At 53.8% G+C, this 16,131-nt stretch carries 15 protein-coding genes; 7 read left to right on the top strand and 8 right to left on the bottom strand.

All coding sequences use genetic code 11. The features are described 5' to 3' along the window. Positions 1-2: 2 nt before the first annotated feature. A complete protein-coding gene (gene sdhC, locus ABJM21_RS06865) occupies positions 3-419 on the bottom strand; it encodes a succinate dehydrogenase, cytochrome b556 subunit (protein ID WP_348302154.1) in 417 nt (138 codons plus the stop codon). Between the two features lie 220 nt (positions 420-639). Here sdhC and ABJM21_RS06870 point away from each other — a divergent pair, with 220 nt between their 5' ends. The 5 genes from ABJM21_RS06870 to ABJM21_RS06890 all read left to right on the top strand — a co-directional run bounded on the left by ABJM21_RS06870 (position 640) and on the right by ABJM21_RS06890 (position 6,407). After that, positions 640-1,359 carry an SDR family oxidoreductase gene (locus tag ABJM21_RS06870; RefSeq protein ID WP_348302153.1) on the top strand — a complete coding sequence of 240 codons (720 nt, stop codon included), beginning with the start codon at positions 640-642 and terminating at the stop codon, positions 1,357-1,359. Further along, positions 1,356-2,024, top strand: coding sequence for a hypothetical protein (locus ABJM21_RS06875; protein WP_348302152.1), 669 nt, complete (start codon positions 1,356-1,358; stop codon positions 2,022-2,024). Before ABJM21_RS06870 ends, ABJM21_RS06875 begins: the two co-directional genes overlap by 4 nt. A 260-nt stretch (positions 2,025-2,284) precedes the next feature. Beyond that, a complete protein-coding gene (locus ABJM21_RS06880; protein WP_348372982.1) occupies positions 2,285-3,370 on the top strand; it encodes a GGDEF domain-containing protein in 1,086 nt (361 codons plus the stop codon). Positions 3,371-3,515: 145 nt separating this feature from the next. Further along, positions 3,516-5,393: an ABC-F family ATP-binding cassette domain-containing protein gene (locus ABJM21_RS06885; RefSeq protein WP_348302150.1), complete on the top strand. Its 1,878-nt coding sequence runs from the start codon at positions 3,516-3,518 to the stop codon at positions 5,391-5,393. A 30-nt stretch (positions 5,394-5,423) separates the two neighbouring features. Further along, positions 5,424-6,407: a 50S ribosomal protein L11 methyltransferase gene (locus ABJM21_RS06890; protein WP_348302149.1), complete on the top strand. Its 984-nt coding sequence runs from the start codon at positions 5,424-5,426 to the stop codon at positions 6,405-6,407. 4 nt (positions 6,408-6,411) lie between these two features. Here the strand turns inward: ABJM21_RS06890 and phhA are convergent, their stop codons facing one another. After that, a complete protein-coding gene (gene phhA, locus ABJM21_RS06895) occupies positions 6,412-7,308 on the bottom strand; it encodes a phenylalanine 4-monooxygenase (protein ID WP_348302148.1) in 897 nt (298 codons plus the stop codon). Positions 7,309-7,352: 44 nt separating this feature from the next. Here phhA and ABJM21_RS06900 point away from each other — a divergent pair, with 44 nt between their 5' ends. Beyond that, the gene (locus ABJM21_RS06900) at positions 7,353-8,030 is read left to right on the top strand and encodes a TIGR02117 family protein (RefSeq protein WP_348382220.1); all 678 of its coding nucleotides are present in this window, start codon (positions 7,353-7,355) and stop codon (positions 8,028-8,030) included. Here the strand turns inward: ABJM21_RS06900 and ABJM21_RS06905 are convergent. Beyond that, positions 8,027-8,725, bottom strand: a complete 699-nt coding sequence (locus ABJM21_RS06905; RefSeq protein ID WP_348302146.1) for a Crp/Fnr family transcriptional regulator — start codon at positions 8,723-8,725, stop codon at positions 8,027-8,029. The two genes, ABJM21_RS06900 and ABJM21_RS06905, sit on opposite strands and share 4 nt — an antisense overlap. Before the next feature lie 66 nt (positions 8,726-8,791). On the opposite strand from ABJM21_RS06905, the gene ABJM21_RS06910 reads away from it, so the two are divergent. Further along, on the top strand, positions 8,792-9,652 hold the full coding sequence (locus ABJM21_RS06910) for a sterol desaturase family protein (RefSeq protein WP_348302145.1): 861 nt from the start codon (positions 8,792-8,794) through the stop codon (positions 9,650-9,652). Positions 9,653-9,841: 189 nt separating this feature from the next. On the opposite strand, the gene ABJM21_RS06915 is transcribed toward ABJM21_RS06910, so the two are convergent. From ABJM21_RS06915 to ABJM21_RS06935, 5 genes are all read right to left on the bottom strand, one after another. Further along, a complete protein-coding gene (locus ABJM21_RS06915) occupies positions 9,842-10,996 on the bottom strand; it encodes a sterol desaturase family protein (RefSeq protein ID WP_348302144.1) in 1,155 nt (384 codons plus the stop codon). 22 nt (positions 10,997-11,018) lie between these two features. Beyond that, positions 11,019-13,181, bottom strand: coding sequence for an NAD-dependent DNA ligase LigA (gene ligA, locus ABJM21_RS06920; RefSeq protein WP_348302143.1), 2,163 nt, complete (start codon positions 13,179-13,181; stop codon positions 11,019-11,021). Continuing rightward, the gene (locus tag ABJM21_RS06925) at positions 13,168-13,515 is read right to left on the bottom strand and encodes a hypothetical protein (protein ID WP_348302142.1); all 348 of its coding nucleotides are present in this window, start codon (positions 13,513-13,515) and stop codon (positions 13,168-13,170) included. Before ABJM21_RS06925 ends, ligA begins: the two co-directional genes overlap by 14 nt. Next, positions 13,515-15,179 (bottom strand): DNA repair protein RecN, encoded by a 1,665-nt coding sequence (recN, locus tag ABJM21_RS06930; RefSeq protein ID WP_348302141.1) that lies wholly within the window; start codon positions 15,177-15,179, stop codon positions 13,515-13,517. The genes ABJM21_RS06925 and recN overlap by 1 nt, the downstream gene beginning before the upstream one ends. Positions 15,180-15,250: 71 nt before the next feature. Next, positions 15,251-16,036: an outer membrane protein assembly factor BamD gene (locus ABJM21_RS06935; protein ID WP_348302378.1), complete on the bottom strand. Its 786-nt coding sequence runs from the start codon at positions 16,034-16,036 to the stop codon at positions 15,251-15,253. Positions 16,037-16,131: the final 95 nt, after the last annotated feature.

Genomic DNA, 16,131 nt, shown 5'->3' on the forward strand with positions numbered 1-16,131 from the left:
TTTTATCCAATCAGCTTTGAAGAGATGAAAAACCAGAGCGCAGCGGTCGAAAGCAGCGCCAGCACTGGCACAGCAGCCGACCAGAGTTTGTTCGTCTGGAGTTCATAACCTGCACCGGCATCAAGCACGAAGTGCCGAAGGCCGGAATATGTATGTTCGAACAGGGCAAAGGTCATACCGATCATCACGATGAAGCCGGGAATGGTCGTCATGATACCAACGAAAAACTCATAAGATTCTGGTCCAGCGGAGATGCTGTACAACCACCACACCAATATCGGTGCGCCGAGCAAAGCCAGGGCGTCACCTGTAGCGCGGTGAAGGATAGAGACCAGCATCGCCGGCCCCCATTTATAAATTCCCAAATGCGGCGATAACGGCCGGTTTGATGGCTCAACCAATTTTTGTCCCCTGATCACGGACCCAAGCTATGTTGGAGTCTTTGTAAACGAACCAGTGCTTTAGCGAAAACGTGGCCGCATGCAAACAGGATAGCGGGGTTTTTATGCCCCACCTGTCCGGTTTTTGGATGCAAACTGGCGCTTCGCTTGTGCAAATCGCAAAAGCACTGTCAAAATTATGAGCCTTTTAGCATCTCTTGTTGGACCTTTGGCTGCGCTGGCCCTATTCGTGCAAAGCATGACAGATGCAAAAACACATGTTTTGGTAACCGGCGCCAGCCGCGGCATTGGCAAGGCGATATTGGACAGTTTTGACCGCGACGATGCTGTGGTGGTGGGCCACAGCACATCTGGCGAGGCTGGCCTGCTGAAATCGGATTTTGCGAGCTCAGATGAAGTCACGCAATTATGGCAGGATGCCCTCGACCGGCTGGATGGCCGCATTGATGTTCTCATCAACAACGCCGGTATCTTTGATCCCAATCCGATTGCGGGCAGCGATTCGGACTGGCTGGAAAGCTGGAATCGCACCATGCAAATCAATCTCACCGCTTCGGCGCAGCTTTGCCGGTTAGCTGTACGCCATTTTCAGGAAAGGGAGATTTCGGGACGGATTGTCAATGTCGCCAGCCGCGCGGCCTATCGCGGCGACAGCCCCGATCACTGGCATTATGCCGCGTCAAAAGGCGGAATGGTCGCGATGACCAAGACCATCGCCCGCGCCTATGCCAGCGAAGAGATTTTGGCCTTTGCCATCTGCCCTGGCTTTACCATGACCGGAATGGCCGAGGATTATCTGGAAAGCCGGGGCGGCGACAAGCTACTCAAGGATATCCCGCTCGGCCGCGTGGCCCAGCCAGAGGAAATTGCTTCCATGGCCAAATATTGCGCGCTCGACGCGCCGCCGTCGATGACGGGCGCCGTGCTCGATGCCAATGGCGCGAGCTTCGTCCGGTGACACCGCGCATATTGTTAGACACAGCGAATATCCCAAATAGCGGAGGCGAACTTCGGCTTTTCCAACGCGGTCAGGAATTTTCGATCATGCTGGGTAGCAACGAGCTGATGAACAGCCGGCTCAGCGGTTCGGAAGAAGCGCTCGCCACCCTGCCCTGCGAACGTCTGTCCGACCGAACGGCCGCGCGCCTATTGATCGGCGGGCTCGGTATGGGCTTTACCCTGCGCGCCGCATTACCTTTATTGGGTGCAACGGCGGAAGTCGTCGTGGCAGAACTGGTGCCCGCCGTCGTAAAATGGGCGCGGGGACCGATGGCGGCGATATTTGACGGCAGCCTGTCTGATCCGCGTGTCACCATCGAAACCGCAGATGTGTTCGACCTGATTTCTCACAATCATGGGTTTTATGATGCGATCCTGCTGGATGTAGACAATGGTCCGGAAGGGATCACCCATGCGTCAAACGACAGACTATATAACAGCGCCGGTTTAATAGCCGCCCAAAAGGCGCTGCGTCCGGGCGGCATATTGGCCGTCTGGTCCTCAGCGCCGGACGCAAAGTTCACACGGAGATTAACCGATGTTGGCTTTGCGGTGGAGGAAGCGCCGGTGCGTGCGCGTGGCAAACGCGGCGCGCATCATATGATCTGGCTGGCGCAAAACTAGCATTTTTCGGACGTCCGCCTTTGGCGCAGGATTGGACATAGGGCTCTCGAATGACTGCTAAGACACCTCCGTTAAACCAACACGCCAATGTGGCGATCGTTTCAACGGAGCACCTAACAGCCCTTAACTGTTAGACCTTTTACCCGTCTAAGAGGTACATGATAGAAACAGATCTCGTCTTTCGCGGCCTAATGATTGTAATATTGGGCCTGTTTTCATGTGTATTCGCAGTTATCTATTTACGTGATCGAAAACAGCGCATGGCGGGCTGGCTGGCATTGGCCTATCTCAGCGGCCTTGCTGCGTTTTTGATGGACATCAGTCGCTCGTTTTTGGACCCTGTGATCTCGGACGTCATCTCCAAAGCCTTATTCTGGTGTTTCAGTATAGCGGTTGTGCTAGGTATTTTTGACCGTCACAAATCCACTTATCCATTGATGCGAATAGGCGGGATCGTAGGCGCAGGCTTGGTCCCTTTGTTCTGGTTCAGCTTCATACAAAACGACATCATTCTGCGTTCCGTCTTTTCATCAGCTACCGCAGGACTAATACTTTTTTGCGCATTGCCCTTGCTTTGGAAGAAGCGCAGCGGTGCACTAGAAAACATCATGTTCATCTCAATCGCAATATTATGCTCTACATATTTCTTGCGCCCATATCTCGTTTACGGTGTTTTGGACGCAGGTCATACGGCTGCAAACTATCAGAGTTCTGCTTTTGCTATGCTGTTGCACGCCTCCAGTGCATTTCTCGGCTTGGTTTGCGGTGTCGTCATGTTGATCGTTGTGGGATATGACATCATTCAAAAGCTTCAACTTGCGGCAACTGTTGATCCACTGACTGGGCTTATGAACCGGCGCGGATTGGATCAGTATATCATCAAGGAACTCTCCAATGAACGCGCGCCTGATCGTGCAGTTATTATCATCGACCTAGATGAGTTTAAATCAGTGAATGATAGCTACGGTCATGAGACGGGCGATGAAGTTCTGAAACGCGCAGCATCTATCTTACAACGAATTACAGGCGAGCTCGGCAAAGTGGCACGCATTGGTGGTGAGGAGTTTGTGGTGATATTAGACGAAATGAGTTCTGCAGATCGCTTGATCGTCGCCCAGCATCTTAGATTGTCAGTAGGCATGATTGATCACCCAGAAATGGGGGAAAAGAACAACGTTACAGCGAGCTTTGGTATCGCTATTATGGCGGACAAAGAAAGCTTCGCCATGGCGTTGAGGCGTGCCGATCATGCCCTGTATGAAGCGAAAGCTGATGGTCGAAACTGTGTGGTTGAAGCTTCCAACGATAACGCCATCCGCAAGATAAGATATATTGAGCGGTTTTAGCGCTTACGGCCGTTGACAGCTTAGGGGTTTCCGCGTTCTTTGTGAGGCGAACTTTCTCAAATACTGGAAAGCGCAAAGGACAGCCCGAAACCCATCAATTTCACTCTCACTAGCCGAATCCTCAAAGCTCCGCTAACGAGCGCCCATGCTTAATTTTAGCAATATTACGGTGCGTCTCGGCGGCGCAGTCATTCTGGACGGGGCCACTGCCGCCCTGCCCCCCGGCGCGCGCGTGGGGATGATCGGCCGCAACGGGGCCGGCAAGTCCACTTTGATGAAGGTGGTCGCTGGACTGCTTGAACCGGATGATGGCAGCGTGGATATGCCCAAAGGCGCGCGCATGGGTTACATTGCGCAGGAAGCACCGGCTGGCGCAGAAACACCGCTAGAGACGGTATTGGCTGCTGACACGGAACGGGCCACGCTATTGACGGAAGCGGAAACGGCCGACGATCCCCACCGTATTGGCGAAATCCACGAGCGCCTCAATATGATTGAAGCACATAGCGCACCTGCTCGTGCGGCAAAAATCTTGATCGGTCTGGGCTTTGATGAGACGGCACAGCAACAACCGATGGACAGTTTTTCCGGCGGCTGGCGGATGCGCGTGGCGCTGGCGGCTCTGTTATTTTCGCAGCCCGAATTGCTGTTGCTTGATGAGCCGTCAAACCACCTCGACTTGGAAGCAACTTTGTGGCTGGAAAATTTCCTGACCAGCTATCAAGCAACAATTTTGGTGATTAGCCATGAGCGGGATCTGCTCAATAATGTGGTCGATCATATCCTGCATCTGCAAGGTGGAAAGACCACGCTCTATCCCGGCGGCTATGATGCGTTTGAAAAACAGCGCGCCGAGCGTCAGGCACAAATGGCCGCGTCCCGGGAAAAGCAAGTCGCCCAGCGGGAAAAACTGCAAGCCTTTGTTGATCGTTGGGGTGCAAAGGCCCATAGCGCGAAGCAGGCGCAAAGCCGTGTCAAAGCACTGTCCCGGATGGAGCCAATTGCAGCAGCCGTTGAAGACCCATCCCTGAGTTTTCACTTCCCTAGCCCGGCAGAATTAAAACCGCCACTGATCACGCTCGACGATGCTGCTGTCGGCTATGGTGATAACATAATCTTATCCGGTCTGAACCTGCGCCTCGATCCAGATGATCGCACCGCCTTGTTAGGACGGAACGGCAACGGAAAAACCACCCTCGCCCGCTTGCTGGCCAGTCAGTTGGCACCCAAAGCGGGTGCAATGAACAAGTCCGGCAAATTAACCGTTGGCTATTTCACCCAGTATCAGGTGGAAGAATTGGATACGACCGACACGGCGCTGGAACATATGACGCGCCTGATGAAGGACGCAAAGCCAGGCGCGGTCCGCGCGCAATTGGGCCGGTTCGGCTTTTCCGGCGACAAGGCGACGATGAAAGTCGGCAAATTTTCCGGCGGTGAAAGGGCGCGGCTAGCGCTTGCTTTGATCACCCGCGATGCGCCGCATCTGTTGATCCTTGATGAACCAACAAACCATCTGGACGTCGATGCCCGCGAAGCCTTGGTTCATGCTTTGAATGAATATACGGGTGCCGTGATCCTGGTTAGCCATGATCGCCATATGCTGGAGCTGACCGCCGACCGTCTGGTCATGGTCGATAGCGGCAAGGCAGGAGAATTTTCCGGATCGCTCAACGATTATACCGATTTTGTTCTCGGGCGAAATCAGGAGGCGAAACCGGCTGCTGGCGGCGGCAGCGGCGGCAACCGCAAAGAAGAACGTCGCTTGGCCGCTGAACGGCGCAAGCAACAATCAGAACTGCGGAAAACTGCCAGCACCGCCGAAAAGAAAATCGAGACGCTAGGCAAAAAATTATCCGGCATTGATCGGGCTATGTTCGATCCGGCCAGTGCGGAGCAAGACTATACGGATCTGACAATGACCGAATTGATGAAATTGCGGGCTACTGTGCAAGACGAACTTGAACAGAATGAAGCGGCTTGGATGGAAGCAAATGAAGCGCTGGAGATGGCCAATGCCTAGGAGCGCAACCTCTCAAACCGAGGTTTCAATTTGACTGACACTTGGAAAGTCACCCTCCCCTGCACGCGCGAAGAGGCAGACAGCTTGGCGGAGGACAATCTGTTCCTGAGCTCAACCGACAGCGTGCCGACCATTGTTACGCGTGAAGCAGATCCCGAAACGCCAGATGATTGGCTGATTGAGGTTTACTGTGATGCTAAGCTCGATGCTGCGTTCCTAAAAAGCATCTCCGAATTGTCGCCGTCGGCCAAGCTGTCCGGAACCAAACCGACAATCGAAAAACTGGAAGATGAAGACTGGGTAACGATGAGCCAGCAAGGTCTTGAACCTCTGCGTGCTGGCCGTTTTTATGTGCACACATCTAACAGTCAGCCGCTGGATGATAAAGCAGTCCAGAATATCTGTATTGACGCCGGCCAGGCCTTTGGCACCGGCCATCATGAAACAACCATGGGCTGCTTGGAAAGCCTGGACCGGTTGAAGCGGCTTGGCCAACACTATGATAATATCATCGATGTCGGTACCGGTACCGGCCTGCTCGCTTTTGCGGCCCGCCACCTCTGGCCAAGCGCCAAAATCCTAGCCAGCGATATTGATCCGATTGCTGTTCAGGTCAGCGCCGAAAATGCTGCGGCCAATGCTATTGCGATCGGTGATGCACAACGCGCGATTAGGCTCGAAACCAGCAATGGTCTTGACGACCCCGCCATTGGCCAGCGCGCGCCTTATGACTTGATCATTGCGAATATATTGGCTGGTCCGCTGATTGCTCTGGCACCTCAAATCGCCGCCGCCGCTGCCTCGAATACGGTTTTGATTCTGGCAGGACTGTTGAAAGCGCAACGGCAAGATGTTTTGCATGCCTATATCCGGGAAGGCTTTCGCCCACATCATAGTCGCGTGGAGAATGAATGGCCTTGCCTAACGCTGGTCAAAGCCCGCGAATATGGCCCGGCAAAAACCCACAGGATTATCCGTTCCCCTTTGGCATCAGATTATTTTGGCGAGTGTTGATCGATTAAACGATGACCGCTTTGTCTGACCGCGCACTGGGGTGATCCTGCTGGCCATGGGTCAGCACTTCGTCACCCTCAACTATATCGGCGATGGCGATATCTGGCATATCAGCAATTTTCTCATAAACCGGTTTGAAATCGGTTTCGACTGTGACGCGCAGCAACTCGTCGAGGCTGGGAATGACAAAGTAATTTTGCTGAAAATCGTCTATCCGATACTCGGTGCGCAAGACCCGTTCCAGATCGAACAAGATGCGATTGGGGCTGTCACTATCCAGCGCAAAAACGCTTTCGCCAAAGCTGGAGACAATACCTGCCCCATAGATACGCAGGCCCTCGGGTTCCTGAATGAGCCCAAATTCGACTGTATACCAATAGAGCCGCGCCAATTGCTTCAGCGTGCCGAACTTCAATGCCCTTAAACCGCCGCGTCCATATGCTTCCATATAGTCCGCAAACCGTTGATCGGCGAGCATCGGGACATGGCCGAAAACATCATGAAAAATATCTGGCTCTTGCAAATAATCGAGCTGATCCGGACGCCTTATGAAATTCCCGGACACGAAGCGGCGATTGGCAAGATGATCGAAAAATACGTCGTCAGGCACCAGTCCCGGTACTGCCACAACTTGCCAGCCAGTCGCATCCATCAATATCCGGTTGAGTTCCTCAAAATCGGGAATACCGGGCTTTGAAAGATGCAATATATCGACCCCGTCGAGAAATGCCTGCGCCGCGCGGCCCGGCAACATCTCCCGCTGACGCGCAAAAAGCGTGTCCCAAGTGGCATGGTCTTCTGCACTATAAGCAGACCAGTTCTGGTCTATTGTCCAGTCGGCATTTGCGTGCGCTGGCGGCTTGTCATAGACATGGGATTCTGGGTCGGGGGCTGTCAACATGGTCGCATCCTACAGCAGAAAAGGTTTCAATGGCAACTTATCGAATGAAATGGCCCAAACGCATTGCCACCGGCTTCCTGGCAGTGGTCATGCTATATTTGATAGCCGCTCTGTTCGGTAGTATTTTGCCGGCCAATCAATTCTGGAAAAGTTCAGATGATGGCATAGAATTATTCATAGAAACCAATGGCCTACATACCGGCATCATCATGCCGATCCGCAGTGACGTCTTTGACTGGAGTGTCCTGATCCGCCCTGAGCATCTGAAAGACCCAACAGTCTATGGCAGCCATATATTAGTCGGCTGGGGCCATGAAGGTGTCTATCGCAACACGGAACAATGGCAGGATCTGCGGTTCAGCGATGCCGCCAGCGCAATATTTGGCAGCGATGAGGTGTTGCTGCATGTTTATCACCTGAACTATCCACAGGCTTACCCCCATTATCGGCGCGGCATTAAAGTCAGCGAGGCGGAATATCGCAAGATCGTGGAGACCATAAAAGCACGGTTTGCGTTTGACGAGGCTGGCGGGCCCATTCCATCATCAGGCTATGGAAAATATGACCTGTTTTACAAATCTCGCGGGCACTATAACGCCTTCTACACCTGCAATAGCTGGACGAGCGATGTACTGCGCCAGGCTGGCATCAGAACGGGTATCTGGACCCCTTTTCAGGGCGGAGTAATGCGCTGGTTTCTGGAAACGGAGCCAGAGAACTAGCTATCCGACGAACCGAGAAGCGCGTCCCAGTCCTGCACGATAATCCCTCCATAGCGGCGCTCTATAACACCGGCAGTCTCCAACTTCCCAAGAGCCTTACCCAGCGAAATGCGAGAAACCCCGACCAGTTCAGACAATTCCTGCTGTGTCACCGGTATCGCGACATCGCTGTCTTCTTCGCTACGCAGTTGAAGCAAAGCCTGCGAAACACGCTCGACCGTGGACAAATTTCGTCCTGCATCAATAAGGTCAAAGGCTTGCTGGACCATATTAGCCATGGCTTTCAGCATGATACGCGCAACGCTAGAATCGGACTCAATAGCCGCCAGCAATTCCGCCTCACCTATCTCAATCAATCTCGTTTCATTGCCGGCAATTGCATCCACCATGCGGGGAAATTCACCTAGAAAGCCCTGCTCGCCAAAACTCTCGCCGGGGCCCAATAATGCGAAAAGGGTCAGCTTTCCATCGGCCGAGTAACGACCAATCTGCACAACGCCGCTTTCGATGTACCAAAATTCCCGAGCCGTATCACCGCGTTGCAGGATGAGTTCGCCCTTTGCAAATCGACGGACACGTCCTTGGCTCAACAAGCGGCGACGCACATCATCCGGCAGCACCGAGACAAACCCGGCGGCAGCGAACGTTGACTTGGAATTTTGGCGCGATTCACCCAATTGCAAACCTCTTAGCATTTATAAAATCCGCTATCTGTTACAAATGAAACCAGAGCAAGTTATGTTTCTGTCAAAGGGTTGATAATGCGGCCAGAAGTTTTTGCGATAATAGCGATCTTCGCGCTTTTCGGTGCGCTAGAGCTTTTTCGCACGAAGCTATTTTCCAAGCCAGAACAGAATTTTGACGACGCGATGGTGGAGATTATCGGGTCCGCCGTACTGCTGATTTTCACACAACCAATGATAATTATTTCCGCGCAATTTCTTATGGGCGCAGCGGCACCGCAATGGGCTGGTGCACTGACTGGCATCCCGATCCTTGTTGCTATCGGGCTGTTTCTGATCTTTGACGATATGACCCAATATTGGATGCATCGTCTGTCGCACCAAATTCCGTTTCTCTACAATCTTCATCGGGCGCATCATAATGCGAAATATATGAGTGTCCGCCTCGTTTACCGGAATAATCTGTTTTACTATCTACTCATGCCGAGCATCTGGTGCTCAGGCGTACTTATCTATCTGGGATTAGGCTGGGTCTATGTCGGATACATCATCGTAAAAATGGCAGTCATTGTTGGAGCGCATAGCGACGTCGCATGGGATGCACCGCTGTACAAAATCAAATGGCTTTCACCTGTGATGTGGCTGGTGGAGAGAACCATCTCGACACCCGCAACCCACCATGCCCATCACGGACGCCATATGGAAGACGGCGCGACAAATTACAAAGGCAATTACGGCAATCTCCTGTTCTTCTGGGATATTCTTTTCGGAACGGCAAAAATTACGCGCCGCTATCCGAAAAGCTATGGAATTGAAAATCTTGCACCGGCCACTCTTGGTCAGCAGCTAGCCTGGCCGCTGTTCCCGGAGAACAAGACCGGCGGTTATGGCGTGAAAGAGCTCGCAGCCAAAGAAACCGCGAATAAGGCGATGCAATGAGTTTGGGGTGGGGATCAGGGTGGCTGACGGATGGGGGAAACTCCGTCAGTCGCCCTTTTTAATCCCCAGCTAACGGACCTGCCGACCAGTTCGGGTGGGGCCAGGGCGACTGACGTGCGGGGGTAAATCGTCAGTCGCCCTATTCATTCTGCTTAAATATTTCTTAGAGAACTTCGCTACAAATTGCGCCTAATATTCCGGCTTTTTGCGCGTTATCGGGTAAGCGAACTGCTTCATGTAACCCTTGGGCACATCTTCCGGTATGCCATATCCCTCCGGCCATTTGGATGGCGGCAGATAGAATGTTCCAAATAGCTTATCAATCCAAGGAAAATGGATCGCGAAATTCACATCAAAGGCTTCTCGCTCCAATCCATGATGCCAGTGGTGAAAACGCGGTGTTGCGATCCAATGGCCAAGCCAGTTGAAATCGCCTTTGATATTCGCGTGCAAAAGTGAAGAGTAGATATAGACGAAGGCGATGTAGGCCTGGAGCACGGACGGACTGAAACCCAATGTCATCATCGGCAGCGAGGTTATTCCGCGCAGCAATATGATTTCGATAAAATGCATCCGCGCACCGGCCAGCCAGTCCATTGACTTGGCCGAATGATGCACCGCGTGAAAGCCCCATAGAAACGGAAAACGATGGAAAGTGCGGTGGAAGAAATATTGCACCAGATCGGTCAGCACCAACACGATCACAAATTGCATAATCCACGGGATGGAGGCGACCATCGCGCGAAACGCGTCCCAGCTATTTGTATTAGCGACCACGACGTTGGACGGCGCCAGCGCCAGAAAGGTCAAAGCCTGCACCATCATAGAACTGATCAGATAGTAGAACAGATCCTCCCGCCATTCGATCCGGAATAATCGCTGTGCCCGTTTATGCGGTAATATTCGCTCGAGCGGCGCGAACATCAGGCCGGTGACCACCAAATTGACAACAAAGAAATCGAGACCAAAGAAAATGCCCCAGCTTTTTGTATCTTCCGGCTGCACATTGGCACCGCCAAGAAATGCTGCGGTAATACCAATTGCCAGCGCGACAAAACCCAACGCCTTGCGCGGGCGCAATAGCAAGCTCAGCAACGCCAGCGCGTAAGACCCCAACAAAAGCAGGTGCACCACCCCGCGAAAACCCGTCCAATCCTTGACCGCTTGCAGTTCCGGCGTCGCAAACCATTCGGGGAAGCGTAGTGCGATGACCATGCCCAGACCGGCAATCGCCATCAGGACCGCAAAAAAGCCGGCCAACCAACCGCTGCCAAAGCGGCGCACCTCGGGCGGTGCCTCCAGATCTTTGGCGAGCTGCTTTAATAATCCCTGTTTCTTAGCCACTTCTAACTCCGTAATATTCGGCTTATCCCGCCGCTTTCACAATATCCGCCCATGCCGCTTCGTCGATCACTTCGATACCGAGTTCGGCGGCTTTCTTCATTTTTGATCCGGCGCCAGGTCCGGCGACAAGCAAGTCGGTCTTTGCGCTGACCGAACCCGAAGCCTTAGCCCCTAAAGCTTCGGCTTGTGCCTTGGCCTCATCGCGGCTCATCGTCTCCAACTTGCCTGTGAAGACAACCGTCTTGCCGGCCACGGCGCTGTCCCGGGTTTCAACGATATAATCGGGCGGCTTGACTTCTTTCAGCAGGTCTTTCCAAACTTCCCGATTATGTGGCTCATGGAAGAAATCGGCGAGCGAATGCCCCACGGCGGCCCCCACGCCATCAATTGCGATGACCTCCGAAACCGCGGCATCAATGCGCTGCCGGTATTTCTTTTCCTCTTCACCGGGTAGCTTTTCGATGCCAGAACGCTCTGCTTCAATGGCCTCCGCCAGCACCCCGATTTCCTCCAGCCGCGTCACTTTCTTCATCAAATCACGTGCTGAAACCGCGCCTATATGGCGAATGCCCAGACCGAACAACATGCGTGCGGCATTGGCGGCGCGTTTCGTTTCCACAGCCGCCAACAGATTATCCACAGACTTGTCCTGCCAGCCATCCCGCGCCAGAATGGCATCACGATGCTGATGCAGCCGGAATATATCTGCCGGGCTTTCAAGAAAACCGGCCTCGATAAATTCTGCAATGCTCTTCTCACCGAGTCCATCAATATCTAGCGCGGGACGTGAAGCGAAATGGGCCAGCCGTTGGAAACGCTGCGCCGGGCAGATCAGGCCGCCGGTGCAACGGACATCCACTTCGCCCTCTTCCGCGACGGCCTCGCTATTACATTTCGGGCAATGGTCGGGAAAAATATAGGGTTCGCGCTCTTCATCGCGCGTCAGATTTTCAGCCACTTGCGGTATCACATCGCCGGCGCGCTGAACCAGCACGCGGTCGCCGGGACGTACCCCGAGCCGTTCGATCTCATCACGGTTGTGGAGCGTCACATTGGAAACAACTACACCGCCAACTGTCACCGGTTTAAGCCGCCCGACGGGGGTTAGTTTGCCGGTGCGCCCGACTTGAATATCGATGCTTTCCAGCGTCGTCTGCGCCTGCTCCGCCGGAAATTTATGCGCCAAAGCCCAGCGCGGCGCTTTGGCAACAAAACCGAGCCGTTGCTGCCAATCAAGCCGGTCGACCTTGTAGACCACCCCGTCAATATCATAAGGCAAATCGGCGCGTTCCGTTTCGATATGGCGATAGTGATCGAGCATTTGCTCCAGCGTCTCGAACCGCTTGACCAGTGGCGACAGTGGCAAGCCCCAATCTGCAATTGTCGCCATGACGTCAAAGGCTGTTTCGCCCGGCACGGAGCTCGCGACGCCCCAGCCATGCGCCCAGAATTTCAGTGGTCGCTTGGCGGTAATCTTTGCATCCTTTTGCCGCAAGGAGCCTGCCGCCGCGTTACGCGGGTTGGCAAACTGACGGATTTTCGCTGGATCAAAGGCGACGTTTTTTGCAACAGCCTCCGCCTTGCCTTCTTCCATCAGGCGCGCGTTGAGACCATCAAAATCGCTCTTGGCCATATAGACTTCACCACGGATTTCGAAGACGTCGGGAGTCTCGCCAGAAAGCGCTTGCGGAATGTCTGCAATCATCCGCACATTGGCGGTGACATCCTCACCAATCTGCCCATCACCGCGCGTCGCGGCGAGCACCAGCGCGCCCCTTTCGTAGCGCAGCGAGCAGGAGAGACCGTCAATCTTATCCTCGGCTGTCACCGCGACCGGTTCGCCCTCTGGCAAATTCAAAAACCGCCGCACCCGCGCCAGCCATTCGGCGATATCCTCGTCCGAGAAGCCATTGTCGAGGCTCATCATCCGCTGCTCATGCGCCACTTTGGACAGCGGAGAAGCCGCCACAGCCGCGCCGACCAGCTTGTTCGGGCTATCCTCCCGTACCAGATGCGGAAAAGCCTCTTCCAACTCATTATTCCGCCGCACCAACGCATCATATTCCGCATCGGCAATTTCCGGCGTGTCTTCTGCGTGATAAAGCTTGTTATGCTTGGCGATGGTCTTCGCCAGACGCATCAATTCATTGGCGGCATCGGCTTCTGAAACATCAGAAGGTGACATTGTTTGTTCTCTCTTCAATTATCATGCAGCGATCGTCTTCAATCTCTAGGATAAACTGAAGAAATCCGGGTTCGTCCGTAATATTCAGTGTGCAAACGTGCTCGATCTCAACAAAGTCTAGATATATGCTGGTGGCATAACTTTCCTGAAAAGCTTTCATCACCGTAAACGAATTCTCCGTTTTAACTGCTTGCGATACTCCATCAGGAAACTGAAGACGAACTTCTTCAGGTTGCTCACCTTGAACAACAATTACATATTCTACAAAATTCTCTTCAAAATAAGTGCACGCAGAGATCGACAAGGCCGAAACTATCACCAGCAACCAACGCATCAAACCCCCTCCAGCAACCGATCCGCCTGCGCCCTCGCCTCGTCGGTCACATCTGCGCCAGACAGCATCCGTGCAATTTCTTGCCGCCGGCCTTCGTCATCCAACGCATTCACATCCGTCCGTGACACAGTGCCGTTAGAACTTTTGTTGATCAGCATATGCGCATTGCCTTTGGATGCCACTTGCGGACTATGGGTGACCACCAGCAATTGCGCGCTGTCTGACAGGCGCGATAGCCGGTCGCCAATGGCCGAAGCCACAGCGCCACCGACACCGCGATCGACTTCGTCAAAGATGATCGTCTTTGCCCCGCCCTCTTCCGCCAAGGCGACTTTCAGAGCCAATATGAAGCGCGACAATTCGCCGCCCGAAGCAATTTTGCCGAGCGGTGCGAGAGGCGCGCCGGGGTTGGTCGAGATCAGAAATTCGATCCTGTCCATGCCGTTGGGGCCCCAGCGGTCTTCCTCCAATGGTTCCAGCAAAGTCTCAAAACGCGCGGCATCCAGTTTCAAAGGCACCAGTTCCCCGGCAACCGCCTTGTCCAATGCCTTCGCGGCTTTTGCGCGCTTAAGCCGCAAGCCTTCGGCAGCACCTACATAGGCCTGCTTGGCGGCTCTTACATTCGCCTCCAGCGCTCCCAAGGATTTCCCACCATCGCTAATCGCCAAGAGCCGCGTTTCGAGATCAATCAGCAATTGCGGCAGGGCATCGCCCTCAACCCTGTGCTTGCGAGCCAAGGCGCGCAGATCAAAGAGACGCGTCTCCATATCGTCGAGCCGCTGTGGATCAAAAGTCAGCGCATGCGCCGCGTCATTCAGTTTTTCTTCTGCCTCACTAGCCTCGATCACCGCGCGGTCTAGTGCTTGCAACGCCTCCGTCAGCAAAGGGTGATCTTCGGCGATCCGGTCAAGCCGCCGCGCCGCCGCTCGCAAGGACGCAAGACCGCCATTCGAACCATCAAAGGCCGCTCTGATCGCCTCTAGGTCGCCAGTCAGCTTCTCGCCCTTCATCATCGTCGCGCGTTCGAGCGCCAGCTCCTGCTCTTCCCCCGGTTGCGGCGTGAATTTGGAGAGTTCCGTCACGCTATGTTCGAGATATTCGCGGTCCTGCTCTGCAGCCTCCTGATCCTCCAAGGCCTGTTCCAAGGCGGCTTTTGAAGACTGCCAGCCTTCAAAGGCTTTCCTGACTTTCGTACCATCGGCACCCGCGTAGGCGTCGAGCAAAGTCCTATGCCCCTTGGGATTTATCAGACCGCGATCATCATGCTGTCCGTGAATTTCGATCAGCTTACTGCCGAGTTCGCGAAGCAAAGTCGCAGAGCATGGCTGATCATTGACGAAAGCCCGGCTACCGCCATCGGCCTTGACCGAGCGTTTTATGATCAGCGGCTCACCCGGTTCGACATCAATATCATTGTCTCGGAGATACAAAGCCAGTTTGCTTTCCGCAGCAGGCGTATCAAAACTTGCGGTTACTTGCGCCTTTTGGGTGCCTTGCCGGACCAATCCGCTGTCGGCACGATTGCCTAATGCAAGTCCCAGAGAATCCAGCAGGATCGACTTGCCTGCGCCGGTTTCCCCGGTAAGCACCGAAAGGCCAGACCCGAATTCCAGGTCCAGCGCCTCAATAAGAACAATGTCACGAATGGAAAGAGACTGCAGCACAGCTCTCTCTTAAATCACGTTTATCTTAGCTGCAACGTCCCATGACATGGATCGTGGCAATTTACATGAAATCAGGTTGCGCCCTGTTTGTCCCCATGCTTTTGCACCAGATCATAAGCACGCTCATACCATTTCGAACCGGGATAGTTGTTGCCCAGAACTGCAGCGCTTTTCTTCGCTTCAGCCGGGATACCGAGCGCGAGATAGGATTCCGTCAACCGCATCAAGGCCTCTGCTGAGTGGGTTGTCGTTTCATATTTCTCAATGACGGTGCGGAAACGGATGGTCGCTGCCAGCCATTTGCCACGACGTTGGTAAAAGCGTCCAATTTCCATTTCCTTACCGGCCAAATGATCGTTGACCAGATCCATCTTCAACAAAGAATCGGCGGCATAGCGGGTATTCGGATAGCGGCGCGCCACTTCCCCCAAAGTTGCCAGCGCCTGTTCGGTAATTTTCTGATCTCGGGTCACATCGCTGATCTGCTCATAATAGCTGAGCGCGATCAGATAATAGGCATAAGGCGCGTCTTTATTACCCGGATGGATAGACAGGAAACGCCGCGATGATTCGATCGCCTTGTTATAGTCACCAGCCACATAATAGCTGAATGCACTCATCTGCTGTGCGCGGCGCGCCCATGGCGAATAGGGATGCTGCCGTTCCACTTCATCAAACAGGGCAGCTGCAAGTTTATATTGACCGCGATCCAGCCGATCTTTCGCTGCATTGTAAAGTGTGTTCACGTCGCGTGCGACATAGCGCGTATCTGCACCTGAATTGCCGCCCCCGCCCAGCGCTGCACAGGCCGAAAGAGTGGTAACTGACAGCCCAAGAAGAGCCGATTTGATGATCATGTTTTTCATAACACTTCCCTTAACCACTAATCCCCTGCCCGCCAATAGCCTAATTATCGGCACGGTCTATTGATTGGCGGCATAACCACCTCTTG

The sequence above is a fragment of the Parasphingorhabdus sp. genome, assembly GCF_039977335.1.
Classification (GTDB): Bacteria; Pseudomonadota; Alphaproteobacteria; order Sphingomonadales; family Sphingomonadaceae; genus Parasphingorhabdus.

What these genes read in the sequence shown, in the direction of transcription:
- ligA (WP_348302143.1), bottom strand. Translation starts at nt 13,181, where the DNA reads ATGTCACCTTCTGATGTTTCAGAAGCCGATGCCGCCAATGAATTGATG.
- ABJM21_RS06900 (WP_348382220.1), top strand. Translation starts at nt 7,353, where the DNA reads ATGAAATGGCCCAAACGCATTGCCACCGGCTTCCTGGCAGTGGTCATG.
- ABJM21_RS06885 (WP_348302150.1), top strand. Translation starts at nt 3,516, where the DNA reads ATGCTTAATTTTAGCAATATTACGGTGCGTCTCGGCGGCGCAGTCATT.
- ABJM21_RS06880 (WP_348372982.1), top strand. Translation starts at nt 2,285, where the DNA reads ATGGCGGGCTGGCTGGCATTGGCCTATCTCAGCGGCCTTGCTGCGTTT.
- ABJM21_RS06905 (WP_348302146.1), bottom strand. Translation starts at nt 8,725, where the DNA reads ATGCTAAGAGGTTTGCAATTGGGTGAATCGCGCCAAAATTCCAAGTCA.
- phhA (WP_348302148.1), bottom strand. Translation starts at nt 7,308, where the DNA reads ATGTTGACAGCCCCCGACCCAGAATCCCATGTCTATGACAAGCCGCCA.
- ABJM21_RS06935 (WP_348302378.1), bottom strand. Translation starts at nt 16,036, where the DNA reads ATGATCATCAAATCGGCTCTTCTTGGGCTGTCAGTTACCACTCTTTCG.
- ABJM21_RS06925 (WP_348302142.1), bottom strand. Translation starts at nt 13,515, where the DNA reads ATGCGTTGGTTGCTGGTGATAGTTTCGGCCTTGTCGATCTCTGCGTGC.
- ABJM21_RS06910 (WP_348302145.1), top strand. Translation starts at nt 8,792, where the DNA reads ATGCGGCCAGAAGTTTTTGCGATAATAGCGATCTTCGCGCTTTTCGGT.
- ABJM21_RS06870 (WP_348302153.1), top strand. Translation starts at nt 640, where the DNA reads ATGACAGATGCAAAAACACATGTTTTGGTAACCGGCGCCAGCCGCGGC.